The 23,917-nt window shown below is 69.9% G+C and carries 24 protein-coding genes; 14 read left to right on the forward strand and 10 right to left on the reverse strand.

Annotated elements, in window-relative coordinates; translation table 11 throughout:
• On the forward strand, positions 1–1,165 hold a 1,165-nt coding region (gene pgi / locus DI272_RS36920; protein WP_258314787.1), incomplete at its 5' end, for a glucose-6-phosphate isomerase.
• Between the two features lie 104 nt (positions 1,166–1,269).
• A complete protein-coding gene (locus DI272_RS36925) occupies positions 1,270–2,253 on the forward strand; it encodes a hypothetical protein (RefSeq protein WP_181387438.1) in 984 nt (327 codons plus the stop codon).
• Between the two features lie 30 nt (positions 2,254–2,283).
• On the opposite strand, the gene pgl is transcribed toward DI272_RS36925, so the two are convergent.
• The 5 genes from pgl to tkt are packed head-to-tail and all read right to left on the reverse strand — an operon-like array spanning position 2,284 to position 8,875.
• On the reverse strand, positions 2,284–3,066 hold the full coding sequence (gene pgl, locus DI272_RS36930; RefSeq protein WP_109499524.1) for a 6-phosphogluconolactonase: 783 nt from the start codon (positions 3,064–3,066) through the stop codon (positions 2,284–2,286).
• Positions 3,063–4,097: a glucose-6-phosphate dehydrogenase assembly protein OpcA gene (gene opcA / locus DI272_RS36935; RefSeq protein ID WP_109499525.1), complete on the reverse strand. Its 1,035-nt coding sequence runs from the start codon at positions 4,095–4,097 to the stop codon at positions 3,063–3,065. Before opcA ends, pgl begins: the two co-directional genes overlap by 4 nt.
• Entirely contained in the window at positions 4,094–5,632 is a 1,539-nt protein-coding gene (gene zwf, locus DI272_RS36940; protein ID WP_109499526.1) for a glucose-6-phosphate dehydrogenase, read from the reverse strand. Before zwf ends, opcA begins: the two co-directional genes overlap by 4 nt.
• A gap of 3 nt (positions 5,633–5,635) precedes the next feature.
• On the reverse strand, positions 5,636–6,754 hold the full coding sequence (gene tal, locus DI272_RS36945) for a transaldolase (protein ID WP_109499527.1): 1,119 nt from the start codon (positions 6,752–6,754) through the stop codon (positions 5,636–5,638).
• Positions 6,755–6,787: 33 nt separating this feature from the next.
• Positions 6,788–8,875, reverse strand: a complete 2,088-nt coding sequence (gene tkt / locus DI272_RS36950; RefSeq protein WP_109499528.1) for a transketolase — start codon at positions 8,873–8,875, stop codon at positions 6,788–6,790.
• Between the two features lie 414 nt (positions 8,876–9,289).
• On the opposite strand from tkt, the gene DI272_RS36955 reads away from it, so the two are divergent.
• From DI272_RS36955 to DI272_RS36970, 4 genes are all read left to right on the forward strand, one after another.
• The gene (locus tag DI272_RS36955; protein ID WP_109499529.1) at positions 9,290–10,276 is read left to right on the forward strand and encodes a heme o synthase; all 987 of its coding nucleotides are present in this window, start codon (positions 9,290–9,292) and stop codon (positions 10,274–10,276) included.
• A 68-nt stretch (positions 10,277–10,344) separates the two neighbouring features.
• Positions 10,345–10,677, forward strand: a complete 333-nt coding sequence (locus DI272_RS36960) for a hypothetical protein (protein ID WP_109499530.1) — start codon at positions 10,345–10,347, stop codon at positions 10,675–10,677.
• A 91-nt stretch (positions 10,678–10,768) separates the two neighbouring features.
• Entirely contained in the window at positions 10,769–11,875 is a 1,107-nt protein-coding gene (locus DI272_RS36965; RefSeq protein WP_109499531.1) for an amidohydrolase family protein, read from the forward strand.
• A 46-nt stretch (positions 11,876–11,921) separates the two neighbouring features.
• The gene (locus DI272_RS36970) at positions 11,922–12,662 is read left to right on the forward strand and encodes a nucleotidyltransferase domain-containing protein (RefSeq protein ID WP_109499532.1); all 741 of its coding nucleotides are present in this window, start codon (positions 11,922–11,924) and stop codon (positions 12,660–12,662) included.
• On the opposite strand, the gene DI272_RS36975 is transcribed toward DI272_RS36970, so the two are convergent.
• From DI272_RS36975 to DI272_RS36990, 4 genes are all read right to left on the reverse strand, one after another.
• Positions 12,617–13,618: a heme A synthase gene (locus DI272_RS36975; RefSeq protein ID WP_181387572.1), complete on the reverse strand. Its 1,002-nt coding sequence runs from the start codon at positions 13,616–13,618 to the stop codon at positions 12,617–12,619. The genes DI272_RS36970 and DI272_RS36975 overlap by 46 nt on opposite strands.
• A 66-nt stretch (positions 13,619–13,684) precedes the next feature.
• The gene (locus tag DI272_RS36980; RefSeq protein WP_109499534.1) at positions 13,685–14,455 is read right to left on the reverse strand and encodes an ABC transporter permease; all 771 of its coding nucleotides are present in this window, start codon (positions 14,453–14,455) and stop codon (positions 13,685–13,687) included.
• Complete coding sequence (locus tag DI272_RS36985; protein ID WP_109499535.1) at positions 14,452–15,375, reverse strand: ABC transporter ATP-binding protein; 924 nt, start codon at positions 15,373–15,375, stop codon at positions 14,452–14,454. The genes DI272_RS36980 and DI272_RS36985 overlap by 4 nt, the downstream gene beginning before the upstream one ends.
• Positions 15,376–15,420: 45 nt before the next feature.
• Complete coding sequence (locus DI272_RS36990; protein WP_109499536.1) at positions 15,421–16,218, reverse strand: aminoglycoside N(3)-acetyltransferase; 798 nt, start codon at positions 16,216–16,218, stop codon at positions 15,421–15,423.
• A 161-nt stretch (positions 16,219–16,379) separates the two neighbouring features.
• Here DI272_RS36990 and DI272_RS36995 point away from each other — a divergent pair, with 161 nt between their 5' ends.
• Genes DI272_RS36995 through DI272_RS37030 form a run of 8 tightly spaced genes read left to right on the forward strand, consistent with a single transcriptional unit; the run spans position 16,380 to position 22,928 of the window.
• Positions 16,380–17,123 (forward strand): metalloregulator ArsR/SmtB family transcription factor, encoded by a 744-nt coding sequence (locus DI272_RS36995; RefSeq protein ID WP_109499537.1) that lies wholly within the window; start codon positions 16,380–16,382, stop codon positions 17,121–17,123.
• Positions 17,120–18,544 carry a Fe-S cluster assembly protein SufB gene (sufB, locus tag DI272_RS37000; RefSeq protein WP_109499538.1) on the forward strand — a complete coding sequence of 475 codons (1,425 nt, stop codon included), beginning with the start codon at positions 17,120–17,122 and terminating at the stop codon, positions 18,542–18,544. The genes DI272_RS36995 and sufB overlap by 4 nt, the downstream gene beginning before the upstream one ends.
• Positions 18,545–18,598: 54 nt before the next feature.
• Positions 18,599–19,780 carry a Fe-S cluster assembly protein SufD gene (sufD, locus tag DI272_RS37005; RefSeq protein WP_109499539.1) on the forward strand — a complete coding sequence of 394 codons (1,182 nt, stop codon included), beginning with the start codon at positions 18,599–18,601 and terminating at the stop codon, positions 19,778–19,780.
• A complete protein-coding gene (locus DI272_RS37010) occupies positions 19,780–20,097 on the forward strand; it encodes a non-heme iron oxygenase ferredoxin subunit (RefSeq protein ID WP_109499540.1) in 318 nt (105 codons plus the stop codon). Before sufD ends, DI272_RS37010 begins: the two co-directional genes overlap by 1 nt.
• Positions 20,098–20,104: 7 nt before the next feature.
• Positions 20,105–20,869 (forward strand): Fe-S cluster assembly ATPase SufC, encoded by a 765-nt coding sequence (sufC, locus tag DI272_RS37015; RefSeq protein WP_109499541.1) that lies wholly within the window; start codon positions 20,105–20,107, stop codon positions 20,867–20,869.
• On the forward strand, positions 20,866–22,122 hold the full coding sequence (locus DI272_RS37020) for a cysteine desulfurase (protein ID WP_109499542.1): 1,257 nt from the start codon (positions 20,866–20,868) through the stop codon (positions 22,120–22,122). The genes sufC and DI272_RS37020 overlap by 4 nt, the downstream gene beginning before the upstream one ends.
• A 9-nt stretch (positions 22,123–22,131) precedes the next feature.
• Positions 22,132–22,599: a Fe-S cluster assembly sulfur transfer protein SufU gene (gene sufU, locus DI272_RS37025; RefSeq protein ID WP_109499543.1), complete on the forward strand. Its 468-nt coding sequence runs from the start codon at positions 22,132–22,134 to the stop codon at positions 22,597–22,599.
• Entirely contained in the window at positions 22,596–22,928 is a 333-nt protein-coding gene (locus tag DI272_RS37030) for a metal-sulfur cluster assembly factor (protein ID WP_058926035.1), read from the forward strand. The genes sufU and DI272_RS37030 overlap by 4 nt, the downstream gene beginning before the upstream one ends.
• A 54-nt stretch (positions 22,929–22,982) precedes the next feature.
• Here DI272_RS37030 and DI272_RS37035 read toward each other — a convergent pair whose 3' ends face one another.
• A complete protein-coding gene (locus tag DI272_RS37035; protein ID WP_109499544.1) occupies positions 22,983–23,798 on the reverse strand; it encodes an AbfB domain-containing protein in 816 nt (271 codons plus the stop codon).
• Positions 23,799–23,917: the final 119 nt, after the last annotated feature.

The following is a 23,917-nucleotide window of genomic DNA, read 5'->3' on the forward strand; positions in this document are numbered from 1 at the left end:
CCCCGCGATGGCGTACGAGGTGCTGCGCGCCTACACCGACCGCGACCTCACCGTCCGTTTCGTGTCGAACGTCGACGGCGCCGACCTGCACGAGGCGACCCGCGACCTGGACCCGGCCGAGACACTGTTCATCGTCGCGTCCAAGACCTTCACCACCATCGAGACGATCACCAACGCCACTTCGGCGCGGGAGTGGCTGCTCGATGAGCTGAAGGCCGGTCAGGAGGCCGTCGCCAGGCACTTCGTCGCCCTGTCGACGAACGCCGGGAAGGTCGCCGACTTCGGCATCGACACGGCGAACATGTTCGAGTTCTGGGACTGGGTCGGCGGTCGCTACTCCTACGACTCGGCGATCGGCCTGTCCCTGATGATCGCCATCGGCCCGGACCGCTTCCGCGAGATGCTCGACGGCTTCCGCATCGTCGACGAGCACTTCCGCACCGCGCCCGCCGAGTCCAACGTGCCCCTGCTGATGGGCCTGCTGGGCATCTGGTACGGCAACTTCCACGACGCGCAGTCGCACGCGGTGCTGCCCTACAGCCACTACCTGTCGAAGTTCACCGCCTATCTCCAGCAGCTGGACATGGAGTCCAACGGCAAGCACGTCGGGCGGGACGGGCAGGCCGTGGACTGGCAGACCGGACCGGTGGTGTGGGGCACGCCCGGCACCAACGGGCAGCACGCCTACTACCAGTTGATCCACCAGGGCACCAAGCTGATCCCGGCGGACTTCATCGGCTTCGCCGAGCCGCTGGCCGAGCTGAGCGAGGGGCTGAAGGCGCAGCACGACCTGCTGATGGCCAACTTCTTCGCCCAGACCCAGGCGTTGGCGTTCGGCAAGACGCCGGACGAGGTGCGGGCCGAGGGGGTGCCGGAGGAACTGGTGGCCCACAAGACGTTCCTGGGCAATCACCCGACGACGACGATCCTGGCGAAGGAACTCACGCCGTCGGTGCTCGGACAGCTCGTCGCGCTGTACGAGCACAAGGTCTTCGTGCAGGGCGCCGTCTGGAACATCGACTCCTTCGACCAGTGGGGCGTCGAGCTGGGCAAGGTGCTCGCCAAGCGGGTCGAACCGGCACTCACGGAAGGCGCGGAGGTGCCGGGGCTGGACGGCTCGACGCAGGCCCTGGTGGCCAAGTACCGGGAGCTGCGCGGCCGGTAATCGTCGCGAAGGGTCAACGATGCGGGAAAGCGGACGGTGCGCCGCCGTCCGCTTCCCGTAGAATCCCCGACGATCATGGAAGCCATGGCTCGGGGGAGTGCAAAGTGGCTGGTTCGTACGGCAGTTGGACAGGTGGCTCGCTGACGGCGAGAGATCTGCTGAAGCCGAAGCACGCGGCACGGGCGGCGTTTCATCCCGCGTGGATCCCGGAGTCCATCGACCCGGCGGTCGAGCAGCTCAAGAAGATCCGCCTCATCGCCGGGACGATCGCCGCGGTCGGTGTCTACACCTTCGTCGAGGGCGGCTTCGCCTTCGACGAGATGCTGGAGAACATGCTGACGGCGTCCGTCGTCCTGCTGTTCGTCACACCGCTCACGGTGGGCATCATGCTTCTGGTGTGGAAGCGTGACGGAGACATCCGGGCGCTGAAGCCGTCGCTGTTCAACTCGTTGAAGCTGCTGCTGCTCTTCGTCGGGTCGATCGTGCTCACCGTCGTTCTGCTGCAGTCGGCGAACGCGGCGGGACTCCTCATCCTGCTGCTCGCCCCGCTGGTGATCTGGCTCGCGGTCTTCGTCGGGCGCGGTGCCTGGCACGTGGGCGCGAACTTCTTCGGCACGGCCGGTGTGCACCGCTGCCTGCCGCCGCTGCTGGCCACGGTCACCACCTGGCTGATGGCCCTGCCCGACCTCCTCACGGGCGATCTGCACGGCCTCAGCCTCGGGATGGGTGTCCTGTTCATCCTGGGCGCGCCGGTGACGGTCACGGGGATCGCGCTGATGGAGATGCGGCGACTGGACCAGCGGTACGGCATCCGGCTGAAGGCCCACCCGGCCACCCAGACGCCGTTCGTCCCACCGATGCCACCGAACGCCCCGCCCGTACCGCCGGGCACCCCTCCGTACGTGCCGCCACAGGGCAATCCGTACGGCCCGCCGCCCGGAAACCCCTACAACCAGGGCAACCCGTACGGCCCGCCGCCCGGAAACCCGTACGGTCCGCCGCCCGGGCACCCCTACAACCGGGGCAGCAACCCGTACGGTCCGCCCTCCGGGAGTCCCTACAACGGCGGGAACCCGTACGGAAGTTGACCGTACGGGTTCCTCAGGGGGCCGATGGCGTCAGGACGACGCCGGCGGGTACAGCGACCTCGGCAGCTGCGAGGCCGCCGCCGCGTCCAGCAGCCACAGGGTGCGGGAGCGGCCCTGGGCCCCGGCCGCCGGGGCCTGGATCTCGCCCGCGCCCGACAGGGCGATCGCCGCGGCCTGCGCCTTGTCCTCGCCGGCCGCCAGGAGCCAGACCTCGCGGGCGGCGCGGATGGCGGGCAGGGTGAGGGTCACCCTGGTCGGCGGGGGCTTCGGGGCGCCGTGGACGCCGACCACCGTGCGCTCGGTCTCGCGGACCGCCGGGAGCTCCGGGAACAGCGAGGCGACGTGCGTGTCCGGGCCGACGCCCAGCATCAGGACGTCGAAGGTCGGCACGGAGCCGTGGTTCTCCGGGCCGGCCGCACGGGCGAGTTCCTCGGCGTAGGCGGCTGCCGCCGCCTCCACGTCGGCGCCGTGCGGGCCGTCCGAGGCAGGCATGGCGTGCACCCGCTTCGGGTCCAGCGGCACCGCGTCCAGCAGGGCCTCGCGGGCCTGCGTGACATTGCGGTCCGGGTCGCCCTCGGGCAGGAACCGTTCGTCGCCCCACCACAGGTCGAGCCGGCCCCAGTCGATCGCGTCCCGGGCGGGTGCCGCCGCCAGCGCGGCCAGCAGGCCGTTGCCGTTGCGTCCGCCGGTGAGGACCACGGACGCGTAGCCCCGGGAGGCCTGCGCGTCCACGATCTTCGTGATCAGGCGGGCCGCCGCGGCCTGCGCCATCAGCTCCTTGTCGCGGTGCACGACCAGCTGCGGAGTGCTCATTTCGCCGCCGCCTTCCTCGACGAGGCAGTGGCCCGCTTGGCGGTCGCCTTCTTCGCCGGAGCCTTGACCGCCTCCTCCACGGGAGTCTCCACGGCCACCGCCGGGGCGGGGTTGAGCTTCTCCACCCCGAACCGCAGCGCGGACGCGTACGTGTCGTCCGGGTCCAGGCGGCGCAGCTCCTCCGCGATCAGCTCGGCCGTCTCGCGCCGCTTGAGCGCCACCGCACGGTCCGGCTGGCCCTCGATGGACAGCGTCGCGAGGGCGCCGTCCGCACGGTCGAGGACGATCGGGCCGTGATTGGTGTCCATGCGGACCGCGGTGAGACCGGGCCCCGAGGACAGCGACCGCTTCACCGGCACGTCCAGCCGGTCCGCGAGCCACATCGCGAGGAGCTCGCAGCTCGGGTTGAACTCCTCGCCCTCCACCTCGACCGCGTTGACGTCCACCGTGACCTGGTCGAGGGCCGCAGCCAGCATCGAGCGCCACGGCGTGATGCGGGTCCAGGACAGGTCGGTGTCGCCGGGCGTGTAGGTGTCGGCGCGGGCGCCCAGGTCCCGTACCGGCTGCTCGGAGGCGTAGGTGTCGGTGACCCGGCGCTGGGCGAGCGCGCCCAGCGGGTCGTTCGCCGGGTCGAGCGGCGCGTCCACCGGCCACCAGACCACCACGGGGGCGTCGGGCAGCAGCAGCGGCAGGACCACCGACTGGGCGTGGTTGACGACTTCGCCGTACAGCCGCAGGACGACCGTCTCGCCGGTGCCCGCGTCCGCGCCCACCCGCACCTCGGCGTCCAGGCGGGACTGCGTCCGGTCGCGGGGGGAGCGCGAGACCCGCTTGATGACCACCAGCGTGCGCGAGGGATGCTCGCGCGACGCGTCGTTGGCGGCCTTCAGGGCGTCGTACGCGTTCTCCTCGTCCGTGACGATGACCAGCGTGAGCACCATGCCGACGGCCGGCGTGCCGATGGCCCGGCGGCCCTTGACCAGCGCCTTGTTGATCTTGCTGGCGGTGGTGTCCGTGAGGTCTGTCTTCATGGCCGGCGCCAGCTCCGTCCCTCTCGTGCGAGCATTTCGTCCGCCTCGACCGGCCCCCACGTACCGGACGGGTACTGGGCGGGCTTGCCGTGCTTGTCCCAGTACTCCTCGATCGGGTCGAGGATCTTCCAGGACAGCTCGACCTCCTCGGTGCGCGGGAAGAGGTTCGAGTCGCCGAGCAGCACGTCGAGGATCAGACGCTCGTACGCCTCGGGGCTGGACTCCGTGAAGGACTCGCCGTAGGCGAAGTCCATCGACACGTCCCGGATCTCCATCGAGGTGCCCGGCACCTTGGAGCCGAAGCGGACCGTGACGCCCTCGTCCGGCTGGACGCGGATGACGATGGCGTTCGACCCGAGTTCCTCGGTGGCCGTGGTGTCGAAGGGGGAGTGCGGGGCCCGCTGGAACACCACCGCGATCTCGGTGACCCGGCGGCCCAGACGCTTGCCGGTGCGCAGATAGAAGGGGACGCCCGCCCAGCGGCGGTTGTCGACCTCCAGCTTGATGGCGGCGTACGTGTCGGTCTTCGACTTGGGGTCGATGCCCTCCTCCTGGAGGTAACCGACCGCCTGCTCGCCGCCCTGCCAGCCCTCGGCGTACTGGCCGCGCACGGTGTCCCGGCCCAGGTCCTTCGGCAGCCGTACCGCGCCGAGCACCTTGGTCTTCTCGGCGGCCAGCGCGTCCGCGTCGAAGGACGAGGGCTCCTCCATGGCGGTGAGCGCCATGAGCTGGAGGAGGTGGTTCTGGATGACGTCACGGGCGGCGCCGATGCCGTCGTAGTACCCCGCGCGACCGCCGATGCCGATGTCCTCGGCCATCGTGATCTGCACGTGGTCCACGAAGGACCGGTTCCAGATCGGCTCGAACATCTGGTTGGCGAAGCGCAGCGCCAGGATGTTCTGGACCGTCTCCTTGCCCAGGTAGTGGTCGATGCGGAAGACCTGGTCCGGGGCGAAGACCTCGTGGACGACCTTGTTCAGCTCCTCGGCCGACTTCAGGTCGTGGCCGAAGGGCTTCTCGATGACCGCGCGCCGCCAGGAGCCGGACGACTGGTCGGCCAGCCCGTGCTTCTTCAGCTGCTGGATGACCACCGGGAAGGAACGCGGCGGCACCGACAGGTAGAAGGCGAAGTTGCCGCCCGTGCCCTGCGCCTTGTCGAGCTCCTCGATGGTGCCGCGCAGCCGCTCGAAGGCGTCGTCGTCGTCGAAGGTGCCCTGGACGAAGCGCATCCCCTGGATGAGCTGCTGCCAGACCTCCTCACGGAACGGCGTACGGGCGTGCGCCTTGACGGCGTCGTGGACCTCGGCGGCGAAGTCCTCGTGCTCCCACTCGCGGCGCGCGAACCCGACGAGCGAGAAGCCCGGCGGCAGCAGACCCCGGTTGGCGAGGTCGTAGACGGCGGGCATGAGCTTCTTCCGGGACAGATCGCCCGTGACGCCGAAGATGACCAGGCCCGACGGCCCCGCGATACGCGGGAGCCGTCGGTCCGCGGGGTCACGGAGCGGGTTCGCTCCGGAACCGGAAAAGGCTGGCAAGGTCTAGCCCTCCGAGGGTGCGAGGCGCTCCAGCTCCGCCTCGGTCGACTTGAGCAGGTCGTTCCAGGACGCCTCGAACTTCTCGACGCCCTCGTCCTCCAGGAGCTGCACGACCTCGTCGTAGGAGATCCCGAGCTTCTCGACGGCGTCGAGCTCGGCGCGGGACTGCTCGTACGTACCGGCGACGGCGTTGCCGCGGATCTCGCCGCTCTCCTCGGTGGCCTGGAGGGTGGCCTCCGGCATGGTGTTCACCGTGTTGGGCGCGACGAGCTCGTCGACGTAGAGGGTCGCCTTGTAGGCGGGGTCCTTCACGCCGGTCGAGGCCCACAGCGGGCGCTGCTTGTTGGCCTGCGCCTTGTCCAGGGCGGCCCAGCGGTCGGAGGAGAAGACCTCCTCGTACGCCTGGTAGGCGAGGCGCGCGTTGGCGACACCGGCCTTGCCGCGGGCGGCCTTGGCCTCGTCGGTGCCGAGCGCGTCGAGCCGCTTGTCGATCTCGGTGTCCACGCGGGACACGAAGAAGGACGCCACCGAGTGGATCAGGGACAGGTCGAGGCCCTTGGCCTTGGCCTTCTCCAGACCGGCGAGGTACGCGTCCATGACCTCGCGGTAGCGCTCCAGCGAGAAGATCAGCGTGACGTTGACGCTGATGCCGTTGCCGATCACCTCGGTGATGGCCGGCAGACCCGCCTTGGTGGCCGGGATCTTGATGAGGGTGTTGGGGCGGTCGACCAGCCACGCGAGCTGCTTGGCCTCGGCGACCGTCGCCTTGGTGTTGTGGGCCAGACGCGGGTCGACCTCGATCGACACCCGGCCGTCCTGGCCGCCGGTGGAGTCGAAGACCGGGCGCAGGATGTCGGCGGCGTCGCGGACGTCCGCCGTCGTGATCATGCGGATGGCCTCTTCGACGGTGACCTTGCGGGCGGCGAGGTCCGACAGCTGCTGGTCGTAGCCGTCGCCCTGCGAGATCGCCTTCTGGAAGATCGACGGGTTGGTGGTGACGCCCACGACGTGCTGCTGGTCGATCAGTTCGGCGAGGTTGCCGGACGTGATCCGCTTGCGCGACAGGTCGTCCAGCCAGATCGCGACGCCTTCTTCGGAGAGGCGCTTGAGTGCGTCTGTCATGGAATTACATCTCCTACGTGTCGTATGTCAGCGTCAGCGCTGGGCGTCGGCCAGGGATTCCCGGGCCTTGGCAGCCACGTTCTCGGCAGTGAAGCCGTACTCCTGGAAGAGGACCTTGCCGTCGGCGGAAGCGCCGAAGTGCTCCAGGGAAACGATGCGACCGGCGTCCCCGACGTACTTGTGCCAGGTCAGACCGATCCCGGCCTCGACCGCGACACGCGCCTTGACGGCGGGCGGCAGGACGCTGTCCCGGTACCCCTGGTCCTGCTCCTCGAACCACTCCACGGACGGCATGGACACGACGCGCGTGGGCACACCGTCGGCCTCCAGCGCCTCGCGCGCCTCGACGGCGACGTGCACCTCGGAGCCGGTGGCGATCAGGACGACCTCCGGGGCGCCGTTCGACGCCTCGAAGAGGACGTAACCGCCCTTGGCGGCGTCCTCGTTGGGCTCGTACGTCGGCACGCCCTGGCGGGTCAGCGCGAGGCCGTGCGGGGCGCCCTTGCCGAACTCCTTCGTCCAGCGCTTGAGGATCTCGCGCCAGGCGATGGCCGTCTCGTTGGCGTCGGCCGGGCGGACCACGTTCAGGCCCGGGATCGCGCGCAGCGAGGCCAGGTGCTCGACCGGCTGGTGCGTCGGACCGTCCTCACCGAGGCCGATGGAGTCGTGCGTCCACACGTACGTCACCGGCAGGTGCATCAGCGCCGACAGGCGGACGGCGTTGCGCATGTAGTCGGAGAACACGAGGAACGTGCCGCCGTAGATGCGGGTGTTGCCGTGCAGCGCGATGCCGTTCATCTCCGCGGCCATGGAGTGCTCGCGGATGCCGAAGTGGATCGTGCGGCCGTACGGGTTCGCCTCCGGCAGCGGGTTGTCCGCCGGGAGGAACGAGGAGTCCTTGTCGATCGTGGTGTTGTTGGAGCCCGCGAGGTCGGCGGAGCCGCCCCACAGCTCGGGGATCACCGCGCCGAGCGCCTGGAGGACCTTGCCGGAGGCCGCGCGGGTGGCGACGCCCTTGCCGGGCTCGAAGACCGGGAGCTTCTCCTCCCAGCCCTTGGGCAGCTCGCCCGCGGCGATGCGGTCGTAGTCGGCGGCGCGCTCGACGTTGTTGTCCCGCCACTGCTGGAAGGACTTCTCCCACACCGCACGGGCCGCCTGCCCGCGCTCGAGGGCGCCCCGGGTGTGGGCGATGACCTCGTCGGCGACCTCGAAGGTCTGCTCCGGGTCGAAGCCGAGGACGCGCTTGGTGGCGGCCACCTCGTCGTCGCCGAGCGCCGAGCCGTGGGCGGCCTCGGTGTTCTGGGCGTTCGGGGCGGGCCAGGCGATGATCGAGCGCATCGCGATGAAGGACGGCCGGTCGGTGACCGCCTTGGCCTGCTGGATCGCGGCGAAGATGGCGGCCGGGTCGAGGTCGCCGTTGGCCTGCGGCTCGACGCGCTGGACGTGCCAGCCGTAGGCCTCGTAGCGCTTGACGGTGTCCTCGGAGACGGCCGTCTCGGTGTCGCCCTCGATCGAGATGTGGTTGTCGTCCCACAGCAGGATCAGGTTGCCGAGGTTCTGGTGGCCGGCCATCGAGGACGCCTCGGCGGAGATGCCCTCCTGGAGGCAGCCGTCACCGGCGATGACGTACACGAAGTGGTCGAACGGCGACTCGCCCTCGGCGGCCTCCGGGTCGAACAGGCCGCGCTCGTAGCGGGCGGCCATGGCCATGCCCACCGCGTTGGCGACACCCTGGCCGAGCGGGCCGGTCGTGGTCTCCACGCCCTTGGTGTGGCCGTACTCCGGGTGGCCGGGGGTCTTCGAGCCCCAGGTCCGGAACGCCTTCAGGTCGTCCAGCTCCAGGCCGAAACCGGCCAGGTAGAGCTGGGTGTAGAGGGTCAGGGACGAGTGGCCCGCGGACAACACGAACCGGTCGCGCCCGACCCACTCCGGGTCCGCCGGGTCGTGCCGCATCACCTTCTGGAAGAGGGTGTAGGCGGCGGGGGCCAGGCTCATCGCCGTACCCGGATGGCCGTTGCCGACCTTCTGTACGGCGTCGGCGGCCAGGACGCGGGCGGTGTCCACGGCCCGCTGGTCCAACTCGGTCCACTCGAGGTCTGTGGTGGTCGGCTTGGTGCTCACCCTGGGTCAGGGCTCCTCTCCACATGTCGCGCATGTCGAAATGCCGGTGCTCGGGGCGCCCCGGACGTTGTCGAGCCTACCCCCGTAAGTACGTGCGTTTTTTCGACTCAATCCAGACTGACGGGCCCTTCGAGAATCCGCCTGCCGACTGGTCCGAATCGCGTTCGGCAACTGAATACGGCGCCGCTCGTTCGAGTGCTCAACCGAGTGTCGGCGGGCTCGTCCGAAGAGGGGGCGGCCGGGCCTTCCGAGGACCCCCGCCGCGCCCTGGTCCGGGTCATCCGTGGGGTGCTGCCCAACACGACCCCACCCCCGCGAATGTCGGGGTATGGGCAACGTCTACAGTGGCGTGGTACGCGCGAGCCTTTACCGGGACTTCACACGGGAGGGGTTTGCTGGGATGTCTCTGTAGGGGTGTGCGTGACGGCCGTCGAATCCCGTCCAGCCGATGGGGGCACCTCCCACGCCTTTAAGGCAGTGGGGGAGCTGGGGGAGAGCAAGAGCTCAAGTCACCGGCCGTTCGGGGCCCGTGTGAAGGCATTCGTGGCGCTGACCAAGCCGCGGATCATCGAGCTCCTCCTCATCACCACCGTTCCGGTGATGTTCCTCGCCGAGCAGGGGGTGCCCGACCTGACGCTGGTGCTGCTCACCTGCGTCGGCGGCTACCTGTCCGCGGGCGGCGCCAACGCGCTGAACATGTACATCGACCGGGACATCGACGCCTTGATGGACCGCACCTCGCAGCGTCCGCTGGTCACCGGCATGGTGTCGCCGCGCGAGTGCCTGGCCTTCGGCATCACCCTCGCGGTCGTCTCGACGCTGCTGTTCGGCCTGACCGTCAACTGGCTGTCGGCCTGGCTGTCCCTCGGTGCGCTGCTCTTCTACGTCGTCGTCTACACGATGATCCTCAAGCGCCGCACCGCGCAGAACATCGTGTGGGGCGGCATCGCCGGCTGCATGCCGGTCCTGATCGGCTGGTCGGCCGTGACCGACTCCCTCACCTGGGCGCCGGTCATCCTCTTCCTGGTCATCTTCTTCTGGACGCCGCCGCACTACTGGCCGCTGTCCATGAAGGTGAAGGAGGACTACGCGCGCGTGGGCGTGCCGATGCTGCCGGTCATCGCCTCCAACAAGACGGTCGCCAAGCAGATCGTCGTCTACAGCTGGGTGATGGTCGCCGTCTCCCTGCTGCTGACCCCCCTCGGCTACACCGGCTGGTTCTACACGCTGGTCGCCCTTGTCGCGGGCGGCTGGTGGCTGTGGGAGGCGCACGCGCTCCAGAACCGCGCCAAGGCTGAGGTGACGGGCGCGAAGCTCAAGGAGATGCGCCTGTTCCACTGGTCGATCACCTATGTGTCGCTGCTCTTCGTGGCGATCGCGGTGGACCCCTTCCTGCGCTGAGCCGGGCTGACGTACGTCACAGTGCCCTGGCCTCGCCAGTGGATCTACCGGTGAGTAGCATCCTGGCCATGGCAGACACGCAGCAGGTTGACGCGAAGGCGGACCGCAAGGCGGCCAAGCTCGCCAAGCAGATCACCGCCTTCTCCAAGGCACACGGCGGCGCCGAGGGCCAGGTGGCCTACCTCGGTCAGCGCGGCGCCCGGATCGCCCTCGTGGGCGAGGACGGCAACTGGGGCAACCTGGTCGCCCCCACCTTCGAGATCGCCCAGAAGGCCGTCGAGAAGTCCGGCATCACGGTCCACGAGGACTTCGACGGCGAGTTCGCGGCCAAGGTGCGGACGGGCCGGTACGAGTGGACCCGCATGGCGGGCATCCAGGTCGGCGGCCCGAGCAACGGCTGACGATTCACACCGGGCGCGCGGGACCAACACCTGACGCCCCGTTCACCCGTTAGGCCCCGTGAGAGGACAAGGTCCAGTCACGGGAGCCCGGATGATCGAAACGCCGTCCCTCGTGGACCAGTACTGCCACGGCGTACTGAGAACCGAGCTGGGCCTCGGCACCTTCGAGGCCCAGTTGGCGCGCACCGAGGGGCCGCCCGCCCCCGGTACGACCCTCTTCGACACCCAGACCGGCTTCGCCGTGCGCCGCTGGTGCCCCCCGCTGCTCGGTCTGGAACCGCACTGCCCGCCCGCCCGCTACCTCGCCCGGCGCCGTGAACTCGGCGTGCTGGAAGCGGGCCGCAGGCTGCTGCGCGGCAGCGGCATCACGACGTACCTCGTCGACGCGGGCCTGCCCGGCGATCTGACCGGCCCCGACGAGATGGCGACGGCGTCGGACGCCGACGCCCGCGAGATCGTGCGGCTGGAGCTCCTCGCCGAACAGGTCGCCGACACCTCCGGCACCGTCGAGTCCTTCCTCGCCAACCTCGCCGAGTCGGTGCACGGCGCGGCGAGCGGCGCGGTCGCCTTCACCTCGGTGGCGGGCGTACGGCACGGACTCGCCCTCGCCCCCGAGCCGCCGGGGCCGGGCGAGGTGCGGGGCGCGGCGGGGCGGTGGCTGGCGGACCGCCGGGTGGGCGGCGAGCTGTCCGATCCGGTGCTGTTACGGCACCTGCTGTGGATCGCCGTCGCGTCGGGGCTGCCGCTCCAGCTGCACGCCGGGCTCGGCGAGCCGGGCCAGCGGATCGACCGCACCGACCCGGTCCTGCTCACCGACTTCGTCCGGGCCACGGCCGGCCTCGGCACCGACCTGGTCCTGCTGCACGGCTACCCGTACCACCGGCACGCCGCCCACCTCGCGGGCGTCTTCCCGCACGTCTACGCCGACTCCGGTGCGGCACTCGTACGGACCGGGGCCCGGGCGGCGACCGTCCTCGCGGAGATCCTCGAACTCGCCCCCTTCGGCAAGATCCTCTTCTCCAGCGGCGCACAGGGGCTGCCGGAACTGCACGTGGTGGGCGCCCGGTTGTTCCGCGAGGCCCTGGGGCGGGTGCTCGGCACCTGGGTCGCCGAGGGGGCCTGGTCGCTGGCGGACGCGCAGCGGGTGGCGGGGCTGATCGCGGCGGGCAACGCGCGACGGGTGTACGGGCTGGAGTGAGGCGCACGGGGTGTACGAGCCCGGAGGGTCTGCACAGGATGGGGGCATGCAGACCGACGCGTTACTCGACCGCTTCCTGTCCGGCCTCGCCGCGCTGCGGCCGCTCGCCGTCTGGGCGCACGGGTCGCTCGCCGGCGGCGACTACCAGGAGGGCCGCAGCGATCTGGACCTGATCGCCGTGCTGGACCGCCCGATCGGCGCGCGCACGCTCTGGCGGCTGGCGACACTGCACGCCCGGCTGCGGAACGAGCCGCTCGCCGGGCTGCTGCACTGCACCTACCTGCACCCCGAGGCCGTCGAGGACTCCCGGCGCTCCCATCCGACCTGGGCGCACGCGCAATTGTTCAAGCGCCCGGTCACCCCGGTGACCCGGCGGGAACTGCACACCTTCGGGCGGGTGCTGCACGGGGAGGCGCCCGCGGAGCTGTTGCCGCCGGTGCCGGACATCGCGCTGGACGCGTTCGTCGTACGCGATCAGCGCGACTTCTGGCGGCCGAAGCTCGCGAAGCCGGAGCGGTGGCGCGAGGCGCCCTGGGTCGACGTGGGGCTGACGACCTTCGCCCGCGCGACCGCCACCCTGCGCGAGGGACGGCTCATCACCAAGCGGGAGGCGCTGGAGCTGCTGCCGGAGCTCGGCGCGCCCGCCGAGGTCGTCGAGGACATCCGCCGGCGGCGGTACGACAGGACGCCGACGCCGGCCACCGAGGAGTGGGCGGCGCGCAGGGGCGAGCTGACCCGGAACTACCTGGGACCGGCGATCGACGAGCTCGTGGCGGCGTACGGCTGATCCGGCAGCCGGACCTCGACCTCGGGCCGCTCGCGCAGCGCCAGCAGCACCCGCAGCACCGCGATCCACACCAGGCACGAGCCGAACATGTGCACGCCGACGAGGATCTCGGGAAGGTCGGTGAAGTACTGGACGTACCCGATGACGCCCTGCGCGAGCAGGATCAGGAAGAGGTCGCGGGTGCGGTCCAGGGGGCCCTTGGGCGCGTCGACGGCCTTGAGGACGAACCACAGGGCGAACGTCAGCGTCACCACGATCCACGCCAGCACGGCGTGCAGCTTGCTGACCGTCTCCCAGTTCAGCGGCATCCGCTCGACCTCGCTGGAGTCGCCCGCGTGCGGGCCCGAGCCGGTCACCACCGTGCCCACCGCGATCAGCAGGACGGACGCGGCGACCAGGAACCACACCAGCTGCTGCACCGACTTGCCGACCAGCGGACGCGGCGTGCCGTCCCCCTCCCGGGTGCGCTGCCACATCACGGTGGCGACCGCGATCAGGGCGGAGGAGAGCAGGAAGTGCGCGGCGACCGTGTACGGGTTCAGACCGACGAGGACGACGATGCCGCCGAGCACGGCGTTGCCCATCACGACCCAGAACTGCGCCCAGCCCAGCCGGGTGAGGCTGCGGCGGTACGGCTTCTCGGAGCGCGCGGCGATGATGGCCCAGCCGACGGCGGCGCACAGGACGTACGTCAGCATGCGGTTGCCGAACTCGATGTAGCCGTGGACGCCCATCGCGGCGGTGTTGTGGATCGAGTCCTCGGTGCACTTGGGCCAGGTCGGGCAGCCGAGGCCCGATCCGGTGAGCCGCACCGCCCCGCCGGTGACCACGATGACCACCGACATGACGAGCGCGGCGAGAGCCGCCCGCTGCACCGTCCGGGGTTCCGGGGTCCAGCGCGCGGCGATGAAGGCGAGCGGGTTGCGCACGGCGGCTGCGGCGTCGGCGCGGGTCATCTTTGGCACGGGGTCCATCGTAGGGGGCTGCTTGTGCACGCTTTCACGAGGGGGTTGCCCGAGGGGCTATTCCCACCGGAAGAACCGCCCGGCCGCGGCGAGTCCGACGACTGCCCACACCGCCAGGATTCCCAGGTCGCCCCACGGCATGGCGGCCCCGTGCTGGAGCACGTCCCGCAGACCGTCCGAGAGGGCCGAGATGGGCAGCAGGCCGAGGACGTCCTGCGCGCCGGCGGGGAACTTGTCCATCGGGACGATGACTCCGCCGCCGACCAGGAGGAGCAGGAAGACGAGGTTGGCGGCGGCCAGGGTGGCCTCGGCCTTCAGCGTCCCCGCCATCAGCAGGCCGAGGCCCGAGAAGGCGGCCGTCCCCAGGATCAGCAGCAGCACGACGGCCGCCGGGTTCCCCTGCGGGTCCCAGCCCAGCGCGAAGGCGATCACCGTCAGCAGCACGATCTGGAGGATCTCCGTCACCAGCACCGACGCCGTCTTCGCCGTCATCAGGCCCCAGCGGGGGAGCGGGGAGGCGGCCAGCCGCTTCAGCACGCCGTAGCGGCGCTCGAAACCCGTCGCGATCGCCTGACCGGTGAAGGCCGTGGACATGACCGCGAGCGCGAGGATGCCGGGGGTGAGGAAGTCCACCGCCTCGCCCGCGCCCGTGTCGACGATGTCGACGGAGCTGAACAGGACGAGGAGCAGGGTCGGGATCACGACCGTCAGCAGGAGCTGCTCGCCGTTGCGGAGCAGCATCTTCGTCTCGAGTGCCGCCTGAGCCGCGATCATGCGGCCGAGCGGGGCCGCGCCCGGCTTCGGGGTGTACGTACCGGTCGCGGTCACGAGCGCAGCTCCTTGCCGGTCAGCTCAAGAAATACGTCTTCCAGCGTGTGCCGCTCGACCGAGATCTTCTCCGGCATCACGCCGTGCTGGGCGCACCAGGAGGTGACGGTGGCGAGCAGCTGCGGGTCCACCTTGCCGCCCACCCGGTAGGAGCCCGGTGTCAGCTCCGCCGCCGTGCAGTCCGCCGGGAGCGCCTTCAGCAGGGAGCCGACGTCCAGGCCAGGGCGGCCCGAGAAGCGGAGGGTGTTCTCGGCGCCGCCCTTGCACAGCTCCTCCGGGGAGCCCTGGGCGATGACCCGGCCGGCGTCGATGATCGCGACGTCGTCGGCGAGCTGCTCGGCCTCGTCCATGTGGTGCGTGGTGAGGATGACCGAGACGCCGTCGGCGCGCAGCTCGCGGACCAGGTCCCAGGTGGCGTGCCGGGCCTGGGGGTCGAGGCCGGCGGTCGGCTCGTCCAGGAAGACCAGCTCCGGGCGGCCCACCACCGCCATCGCCAGCGCGAGGCGCTGCTGCTGGCCGCCGGACAGCCGCCGGTACGTCGTCCGGCCGCAACTGCCCAGCCCCAGACGCTCGATGAGGGCGTCGACGTCCAGGGGGTGGGCGTGCAGCTTGGCGACATGGCGCAGCATCTCGTCCGCGCGGGCGCCCGAATAGACGCCGCCGGACTGGAGCATGACGCCGATCCGGGTGTGCAGCTCGCGGGACTGCCGGACCGGGTCGAGGCCCAGGACGCGTACCGTGCCGGAGTCCGGTTTCCGGTAGCCCTCGCAGGTCTCGACCGTGGTCGTCTTGCCCGCCCCGTTGGGACCGAGCACGGCGGTGACACCCGCCCTGGCCACCAGGTCGAGGCCGTCCACCGCGGTCTTCGTGCCGTACCGCTTCACCAGGGCCTGGACCTGGACCACGGGCTCACTTCGCATGGCTCAAGAGTCTAGGTACGGCGGGGACGGCTCCGGTCGCCGGGTTCAGATCTCCTCCTCGCGGGACCGGTGCACCGCCAGCCAGCGCTGCGCGTACGCCACCGCGTCCACCACCGGGAACAGCCGTGCGTCGGCCGCGCCCACCGTGCCCCGGACGACGGGGCGGTCCCGTTCGAAGTCGTGCCCCAGCTCGTCGAAGCGGTCGGAGGTGATCGACACCTCGGTCACCGTCTCCCAGCCGACCGGGCCCGGGCGGCCGACCTTCACCAGGGGCGACGGAATGCGGTACTCGGCGAGGTGGAAGCTGGTGCAGGCGTCGTAACCGGCGCCCAGGAGCAGCACGCGCGCGTGGAGCTCCTCCAGGCGGGCCAGGGGGCTGCGCTCGCCGAGCCGGCAGTCGGTGGCGTGGCCGTCGATCACCTCACGCGCGCGGGCGCCGATCGCCGCGAAGGACGTCTGGGGGTGCGCGCTGCGCAGGGCGCCGGGCCAGGTGCGGACGGTCTCAGGGATCACACCGACCCCGCGGGTGGGGGTGATCGAGGGGTCGTAGGCGGGCATGGCGGCCCGGATCGGCTCCCACCACTCCTCGGGCACCGGCGGGTTCTCCCAGAGGGCCGGGTCGGAGAGGTCGCCGGTCTGGGTGGGGACCACCAGGGTGCCGCGCGGGCCGAGGGCGTCGAGAAGTCCCTGGACGACGGCCACCGGCCCGCCGCAGACCCAGCCGAGCGCCTTCAGGGAGGAGTGCACGAGGAGGATCTCGCCGTCCCGGACACCCAGCTCGCGCAGGTGCGCGGCGATGGTGCCGCGGGTGACAAGAGGGCCGGTCGGAGGGGGTGTGGGCATGGTTGTGGAGTGTCCCCGAAGGGGGTCGGCGATGCCACCGAATTGATCGATCAAAGATCGTTCTCGCAGGTCAGGTTAGCTTTACCTAAGTGATGCACCGCACCGTTGATCGGTCCGGACGTGGGTTGCCCGGCTCTGGAGAATTACGCAACAATGGCGTTGTGAAAAACGTCGGCGAGGCTCGGGAGACCCCCACGGGGACCCCGCAGGAGGAGCTCGCGACCGGGGAGCGCTCGACGCGCAACCGGGTCGCGCGATCCATCCTGGACCACGGGCCGTCGACCGTCGCCGAGCTGGCCGGCCGGCTGGGCCTGACCCAGGCCGCCGTGCGCAGGCATCTCGACGCGCTGGTCGCCGACGACGTCGTGGAGGCGCGCGAGCAGCGGGTCTACGGAGCGCGGACGCGCGGTCGCCCCGCCAAGGTCTTCGCGCTCACCGACTGCGGCCGCGACGCCTTCGACCAGTCGTACGACAAACTCGCCGCGGACGCCCTGCGCTTCATCCAGGAGCGGTTCGGCGGGGACGAGGCCGTCGCCGCCTTCGCGCGCGCGAGGGTCGCCGAGCAGGCCGGCGCCTACCGCGAGGCCATCGAGGCCGCCGCCCCCGAGGAGCGCACCGAAGCCCTGGCCAAGGCCTTGAGCGCGGACGGGTACGCTGCTACGGCGCGCAGCGCACCGGTCGGCGAGCAGCTGTGCCAGCACCACTGCCCCGTCGCCCACGTCGCGGAAAAGTTCCCGCAGCTCTGCGAGGCGGAGACCGAGATCTTCTCCCAGCTGCTCGGAACGCACGTCCAGCGACTGGCGACCATCGCGCACGGTGACGGCGTCTGCACGACGTTCATCCCCAAGATTTCCCACACCACACACAACGCATCTGCAAGCACGGCCGGGAGGAACCCCGCATGACTCTCCCCATCGAGGAGACTGCCCACCCCGAGCTCGAGGGCCTGGGTAAGTACGAATACGGCTGGGCGGACTCCGACGAGGCCGGTGCCTCTGCCAAGCGCGGCATCAACGAGGACGTCGTCCGCGACATCTCGGCGAAGAAGAACGAGCCGGAGTGGATGACCAAGCTCCGCCTCAAGGGCCTGCGCCTGTTCGACAAGAAGCCCATGCCGACCTGGGGCTCGGACCTCTCGGGCATCGACTTCGACAACATCAAGTACTTCGTGCGCTCCACGGAGAAGCAGGCGGAGTCCTGGGAGGACCTGCCCGAGGACATCAAGAACACCTACGACAAGCTCGGCATCCCGGAGGCGGAGAAGCAGCGCCTCGTCGCCGGTGTCGCGGCCCAGTACGAGTCCGAGGTCGTCTACCACCAGATCCGCGAGGACCTGGAGGAGCAGGGCGTCATCTTCCTCGACACCGACACCGCCCTCAAGGAGCACCCGGAGCTCTTCAAGGAGTACTTCGGCACCGTCATCCCGGTCGGCGACAACAAGTTCGCGTCGCTGAACACCGCGGTGTGGTCCGGCGGCTCCTTCATCTACGTCCCGCCGGGCGTCCACGTGGAGATCCCGCTCCAGGCCTACTTCCGCATCAACACGGAGAACATGGGCCAGTTCGAGCGGACCCTGATCATCGTCGACGAGGGTGCCTACGTGCACTACGTCGAGGGCTGCACCGCCCCGATCTACAAGTCGGACTCGCTGCACTCCGCGGTCGTCGAGATCATCGTCAAGAAGAACGCCCGCTGCCGCTACACGACCATCCAGAACTGGTCGAACAACGTCTACAACCTGGTCACCAAGCGCGCCGTGGCGTACGAGGGCGCGACCATGGAGTGGATCGACGGCAACATCGGCTCCAAGGTGACGATGAAGTACCCGGCCGTCTACCTGATGGGCGAGCACGCCAAGGGCGAGACCCTGTCCATCGCCTTCGCGGGCGAGGGCCAGCACCAGGACGCCGGCTCCAAGATGGTCCACATGGCGCCGAACACCTCCTCCAACATCGTCTCCAAGTCGGTGGCGCGCGGTGGCGGTCGTACGTCCTACCGCGGTCTCGTCGAGATCGGTGAGGGCGCCGCCGGCTCCAAGTCCAACGTGCTGTGCGACGCGCTGCTCGTCGACACCATCTCCCGCTCCGACACGTACCCCTATGTGGACGTCCGCGAGGACGACGTGTCCATGGGCCACGAGGCGACCGTCTCCAAGGTCTCCGAGGACCAGCTCTTCTACCTGATGAGCCGTGGTCTGAGCGAGTTCGAGGCGATGGCCATGATCGTGCGCGGCTTCGTCGAGCCCATCGCCAAGGAGCTGCCCATGGAGTACGCGCTGGAACTCAACCGGCTGATCGAGCTCCAGATGGAAGGCGCGGTCGGCTAAGCGACCCCCGTCTCCGTCAAGTCACTTACGCAGGAAGAGAGCAGACCGACAGCCATGGCTGAGGCTCACAACATCCCGGTGGGTTCCACCACCGCCGGCTCGATCGCGGTGGCCGCCGAGTCGACCGTCGCCACGCGCATGAGCGCGCCCCCGTCCTTCGACGTGGCGGATTTCCCGGTCCCGCACGGCCGCGAGGAGGAGTGGCGGTTCACCCCGCTGGAGCGCCTGCGCGGGCTCCACGACGGCACCGCCGTCGCCACCGGCGACGGCGTGAAGGTCGACGTGCAGGCCCCCGAGGGCGTCACCGTCGAGACCGTCGGCCGCGACGACGCGCGCCTCGGCAAGGCGGGCACCCCGGTGGACCGCATCGCCGCGCAGGCGTACTCGGCGTTCGAGAAGGCCGGTGTCATCACCGTCCCCAAGGAGACGGTCCTCACCGAGCCGATCCGGATCGCCGTGCACGGCGAGGGCGGCACCGCCTTCGCCCACCAGGTGATCGAGCTGGGCGCCTTCGCCGAGGCCGTCGTCGTCATCGACCACACCGGTGACGCCGTCCTCGCCGCCAACGTCGACTACGTCCTGGGCGACGGCGCCAAGCTGACCGTCGTCTCCGTCCAGGACTGGGACGACAAGGCCGTGCACGTGGCGCAGCACAACGCCCTCGTCGGCCGGGACGCCTCCTTCAAGTCCGTGGTCGTCACCTTCGGCGGTGACGTCGTACGGCTGCACCCGCGGGTCGCCTACGCCGGCACCGGCGGTGAGGCCGAGCTGCTGGGCCTGTACTTCACCGACTCCGGTCAGCACCAGGAGCACCGCCTCCTGGTCGACCACAACACCCCGCACTGCAAGTCCAACGTCGTCTACAAGGGCGCGCTCCAGGGCGACGACGCGCACGCGGTGTGGATCGGTGACGTGCTGATCGAGGCCGCGGCCGAGGGCACCGACACCTACGAGATGAACCGCAACCTGGTCCTCACGGACGGCGCCCGCGTCGACTCGGTGCCCAACCTGGAGATCGAGACCGGCGAGATCGTCGGCGCCGGCCACGCCTCCGCGACCGGCCGCTTCGACGACGAGCAGCTCTTCTACCTGATGGCCCGCGGCATCCCCGCCGACGAGGCCCGTCGCCTGGTGGTCCGCGGCTTCTTCGCCGAGCTGGTCCAGCAGATCGGCGTCGAGGACATCGAGACGCGGCTGCTGGAGAAGATCGAGGCCGAGCTGGAGGCCACCGTCTGATGGCCTACGTACGCGCCTGTGGGCTGAGCGAGCTGGAGGAGGACACCCCGAAGCGGGTGGAACTCGACGGCACGCCGGTCTCGGTCGTCAAGACCGAGGGCGAGGTGTTCGCCATCCACGACATCTGCTCCCACGCGAACGTCTCGCTCTCCGAGGGCGAGGTGGAGGACTGCCAGATCGAGTGCTGGCTGCACGGCTCCAGCTTCGACCTCCGCACCGGCAAGCCGTCCGGCCTTCCCGCGACGCGCCCCGTCCCCGTATACCCCGTAAAGATCGAAGGGGACGACGTGCTCGTCTCCCTCACCCAGGAGTCCTGAGGCACCCATGGCAACGCTTGAAATCCGAGACCTGCACGTCACCGTCGAGGCCGACAACGCCACGAAGGAGATCCTCAAGGGTGTCGACCTGACCGTGAAGCAGGGCGAGACGCACGCCATCATGGGCCCCAACGGCTCCGGCAAGTCGACCCTCGCCTACTCGCTCGCGGGTCACCCGAAGTACACGATCACCAGCGGCACCGTCACCCTCGACGGCGAGGACGTCCTGGAGATGTCCGTCGACGAGCGCGCCCGCGCGGGCCTGTTCCTGGCGATGCAGTACCCGGTCGAGGTCCCCGGCGTGTCCGTCTCCAACTTCCTGCGCACCTCCGCCACCGCCGTCCGCGGCGAGGCCCCCAAGCTGCGCACCTGGGTGAAGGAGGTCAAGGAGGCCATGGAGCGCCTCAACATGGACCCCTCCTTCGCCGAGCGCAACGTCAACGAGGGCTTCTCCGGCGGTGAGAAGAAGCGCCACGAGATCCTCCAGCTGGAGCTGCTCAAGCCGAAGGTCGCGATCCTCGACGAGACCGACTCCGGTCTGGACGTCGACGCCCTCCGCATCGTCTCCGAGGGCGTCAACCGCGTCCGCGAGACCGGCGAGGTCGGCACCCTGCTGATCACGCACTACACGCGCATCCTGCGCTACATCAAGCCCGACCACGTCCACGTGTTCGCCAACGGCAAGATCGTCGAGTCGGGTGGCCCCGAGCTCGCCGACAAGCTGGAGGCCGAGGGCTACGAGGCTTACACGAAGGGTGGCGCATCCGAGTGACACAGCTGCCGGGCCTCCTCGACGTCGAGGCGATCCGCAAGGACTTCCCCATCCTGGACCGCCAGGTCCACGACGGGCAGAAGCTCGTGTACCTGGACAACGCGGCGACGTCGCAGAAGCCGCGCCAGGTGCTGGACGCCCTGAGCGAGTACTACGAGCGCTACAACGCCAACGTCCACCGCGGTGTGCATGTGCTCGCCGAGGAGGCCACGGCGCTGTACGAGGGCGCGCGGGACAAGGTCGCCGCGTTCATCAACGCGCCCTCGCGCGACGAGGTCATCTTCACCAAGAACGCCTCCGAGTCGCTCAACCTCGTGGCGAACATGCTGGGCTGGGCCGACGAGCCCTACCGCGTGGACTCCGACACCGAGATCGTCATCACGGAGATGGAGCACCACTCCAACATCGTGCCGTGGCAGCTGCTCGCGCAGCGCACGGGCGCGAAGCTGAAGTGGTTCGGGCTGACCGACGACGGCCGTCTCGACCTTTCCAACATCGACGAGATCATCACGGAGAAGACGAAGATCGTCTCCTTCGTGCTGGTGTCGAACATCCTCGGCACGGTCAACCCGGTCGAGGCGATCATCCGCCGTGCGCAGGAGGTCGGTGCGCTCGTCTGCATCGACGCCTCCCAGGCGGCGCCCCACATGCCGCTGGACGTCCAGGCCCTGCAGGCCGACTTCGTGGCCTTCACCGGCCACAAGATGTGCGGTCCGACGGGCATCGGCGTGCTCTGGGGCCGCCAGGAGCTCCTGGAGGACCTGCCCCCGTTCCTGGGCGGCGGCGAGATGATCGAGACGGTGTCGATGCACTCGTCGACGTACGCTCCCGCCCCGCACAAGTTCGAGGCGGGCACGCCCCCGATCGCCCAGGCGGTCGGGCTCGGCGCGGCGATCGACTACCTGAACTCGATCGGCATGGACAAGATCCTCGCCCATGAGCACGCGCTGACGGAGTACGCCGTCCAGCGGCTGGCGGCGGTCCCCGACCTGCGGATCATCGGCCCGACCACGGCCGAGGACCGGGGCGCGGCGATCTCCTTCACGCTCGGCGACATCCACCCCCACGACGTGGGCCAGGTGCTGGACGAGCAGGGCATCGCGGTCCGCGTGGGTCACCACTGCGCCCGGCCCGTCTGCCTGCGCTACGGAATTCCCGCGACCACGCGAGCGTCGTTCTATCTGTACTCCTCGCCGACCGAGATCGACGCACTGGTCGACGGCCTGGAGCACGTACGGAACTTCTTCGGCTGAGAGGCTGTCGTGAAGCTGGATTCGATGTACCAGGAAGTCATCCTGGACCACTACAAGAACCCGCACGGGCGTGGTCTCCGGGACGGCGACGCCGAGGTGCACCACGTGAACCCGACGTGCGGTGACGAGATCACCCTGCGTGTGAAGTACGACGGCACGACGATCGAGGACGTGTCGTACGAGGGCCAGGGCTGCTCCATCAGCCAGGCCTCGGCCTCGGTCCTGAACGAACTCCTGGTCGGCAAGGACCTGTCCGACGCGCAGAAGATCCAGGAGACCTTCCTGGAGCTGATGCAGTCCAAGGGCAGGCTGGAGCCCGACGACGCGATGGAGGAGGTGCTGGAGGACGCGGTCGCGTTCGCCGGTGTCTCCAAGTACCCGGCCCGGGTCAAGTGCGCCCTCCTCAGCTGGATGGCGTGGAAGGACGCGACGGCCCAGGCCCTGGGCGGAGCCGACGCGGAAAGGAAGACGGCATGAGCGAGACCGTTGAGATGAAGCCGGCCTCGGAGGAAGAGATCCGCGAGGCGCTGTACGACGTCGTCGACCCCGAGCTGGGCATCGACGTCGTCAACCTGGGCCTGATCTACGGCATCCACATCGACGACGCCAACATCGCGACGATCGACATGACCCTGACCTCCGCGGCCTGCCCGCTGACGGACGTCATCGAGGACCAGGCCAAGTCCGCCACGGACGGCCTCGTCAACGAGCTGCGCATCAACTGGGTCTGGATGCCGCCGTGGGGCCCGGACAAGATCACGGACGATGGGCGGGAGCAGCTTCGGGCGCTCGGGTTCAACGTCTGACACAGGGCGTGCGGAAGGGGCCGTGGTCGTGGACCGCGGCCCCTTCCCGTGTGCTCAGGCCGGCCCCGCCACCAACCGGAACGCCGAGTCCTGGCGGTACAGGTCGCTGTACTGGTACGGGTCCAGCTTGAGTTGGAAGTTCTGGTGGCGCAGGTAGCGGCCGGGGTAGTTGACCGACTCCAGCATGATCGCGCCGGAGACGGATGCCGCGCGGGAGCAGAAGGTCGCGTCCTGCCGGAACAGGGGCGAGCCGTCGTTGCGGCCGGCCACCAGGATGAAGTCGCGGTGGCGCAGGTACTGGCCGTCGGCGGTGGCGAAGGAGTAGCAGGAGCTGTCGGCCAGGCCCTTGACCAGCTTGAAGGTGGAGTCCTCGCGGAACTCCGAGCCGCCGACGGGGTCGAGCTTCACATAGCCGCCGCTCACGTGCCAGTACCGGTCGGGGTAGTTGACCGAGCGGACGGAGCGCCAGCTGGCCGCAGGCTTCGGGGCCGATGAACTCGGCTGTGACGACGGGGATTTGGCCGTCGGATGCGCGGCCGGGGAAGGGGACGCGGAGCCCTGTTGGCGGGGGGCCGAGGTAGTGGCCTCGTCGGTGGTGAGACCGCTCTTGCCCTTCGGCGGCGTCACCTCCGGCTGTGACGGGGTGCCGAACGAGATCAGGCCCGGCAGTGTCCCGCCGTCCGAGGGGGACGCCTGTGACAGGGTGTCAGGATTCCGGTCCGTCCAGGCTATCGCCGTCACACAGGCGATGATCGTGGCCACCGCCAGCGCACCCGCGAGATAGAGACGCCGGGTGCCGGGGGCTCGGGACGGGTCGGGGGCCCACCCGCTCTCCCAGGGCTGAGGAGGGCGGGACTGGTCTTCTGGCATGCGCGGTTCCTCCGGCGGAGCCCATGGCAAGGCCGCGGCTGTGATGGGGGGTGGATGAACGGTGAAGCAGACGGCACAGTAGTGGAACCGCTTGCTTCGCAGCAGTCCTTTCAGCGAGC

It is taken from the genome of Streptomyces sp. Act143 (assembly GCF_003143935.1).
Lineage (GTDB): Bacteria > Actinomycetota > Actinomycetes > Streptomycetales > Streptomycetaceae > Streptomyces.

Bases quoted from the DNA above. Each gene is read 5' to 3' on its own strand.
- pgl (WP_109499524.1), bottom strand. From the start codon at position 3,066: ATGAGCACTCCGCAGCTGGTCGTGCACCGCGACAAGGAGCTGATGGCG.
- opcA (WP_109499525.1), bottom strand. From the start codon at position 4,097: ATGAAGACAGACCTCACGGACACCACCGCCAGCAAGATCAACAAGGCG.
- tal (WP_109499527.1), bottom strand. From the start codon at position 6,754: ATGACAGACGCACTCAAGCGCCTCTCCGAAGAAGGCGTCGCGATCTGG.
- DI272_RS36960 (WP_109499530.1), top strand. From the start codon at position 10,345: ATGGCAGACACGCAGCAGGTTGACGCGAAGGCGGACCGCAAGGCGGCC.
- DI272_RS36965 (WP_109499531.1), top strand. From the start codon at position 10,769: ATGATCGAAACGCCGTCCCTCGTGGACCAGTACTGCCACGGCGTACTG.
- DI272_RS36970 (WP_109499532.1), top strand. From the start codon at position 11,922: ATGCAGACCGACGCGTTACTCGACCGCTTCCTGTCCGGCCTCGCCGCG.
- DI272_RS36975 (WP_181387572.1), bottom strand. From the start codon at position 13,618: ATGACCCGCGCCGACGCCGCAGCCGCCGTGCGCAACCCGCTCGCCTTC.
- DI272_RS36985 (WP_109499535.1), bottom strand. From the start codon at position 15,375: ATGCGAAGTGAGCCCGTGGTCCAGGTCCAGGCCCTGGTGAAGCGGTAC.
- DI272_RS36990 (WP_109499536.1), bottom strand. From the start codon at position 16,218: ATGCCCACACCCCCTCCGACCGGCCCTCTTGTCACCCGCGGCACCATC.
- sufB (WP_109499538.1), top strand. From the start codon at position 17,120: ATGACTCTCCCCATCGAGGAGACTGCCCACCCCGAGCTCGAGGGCCTG.
- sufD (WP_109499539.1), top strand. From the start codon at position 18,599: ATGGCTGAGGCTCACAACATCCCGGTGGGTTCCACCACCGCCGGCTCG.
- DI272_RS37010 (WP_109499540.1), top strand. From the start codon at position 19,780: ATGGCCTACGTACGCGCCTGTGGGCTGAGCGAGCTGGAGGAGGACACC.
- sufC (WP_109499541.1), top strand. From the start codon at position 20,105: ATGGCAACGCTTGAAATCCGAGACCTGCACGTCACCGTCGAGGCCGAC.
- DI272_RS37030 (WP_058926035.1), top strand. From the start codon at position 22,596: ATGAGCGAGACCGTTGAGATGAAGCCGGCCTCGGAGGAAGAGATCCGC.
- DI272_RS37035 (WP_109499544.1), bottom strand. From the start codon at position 23,798: ATGCCAGAAGACCAGTCCCGCCCTCCTCAGCCCTGGGAGAGCGGGTGG.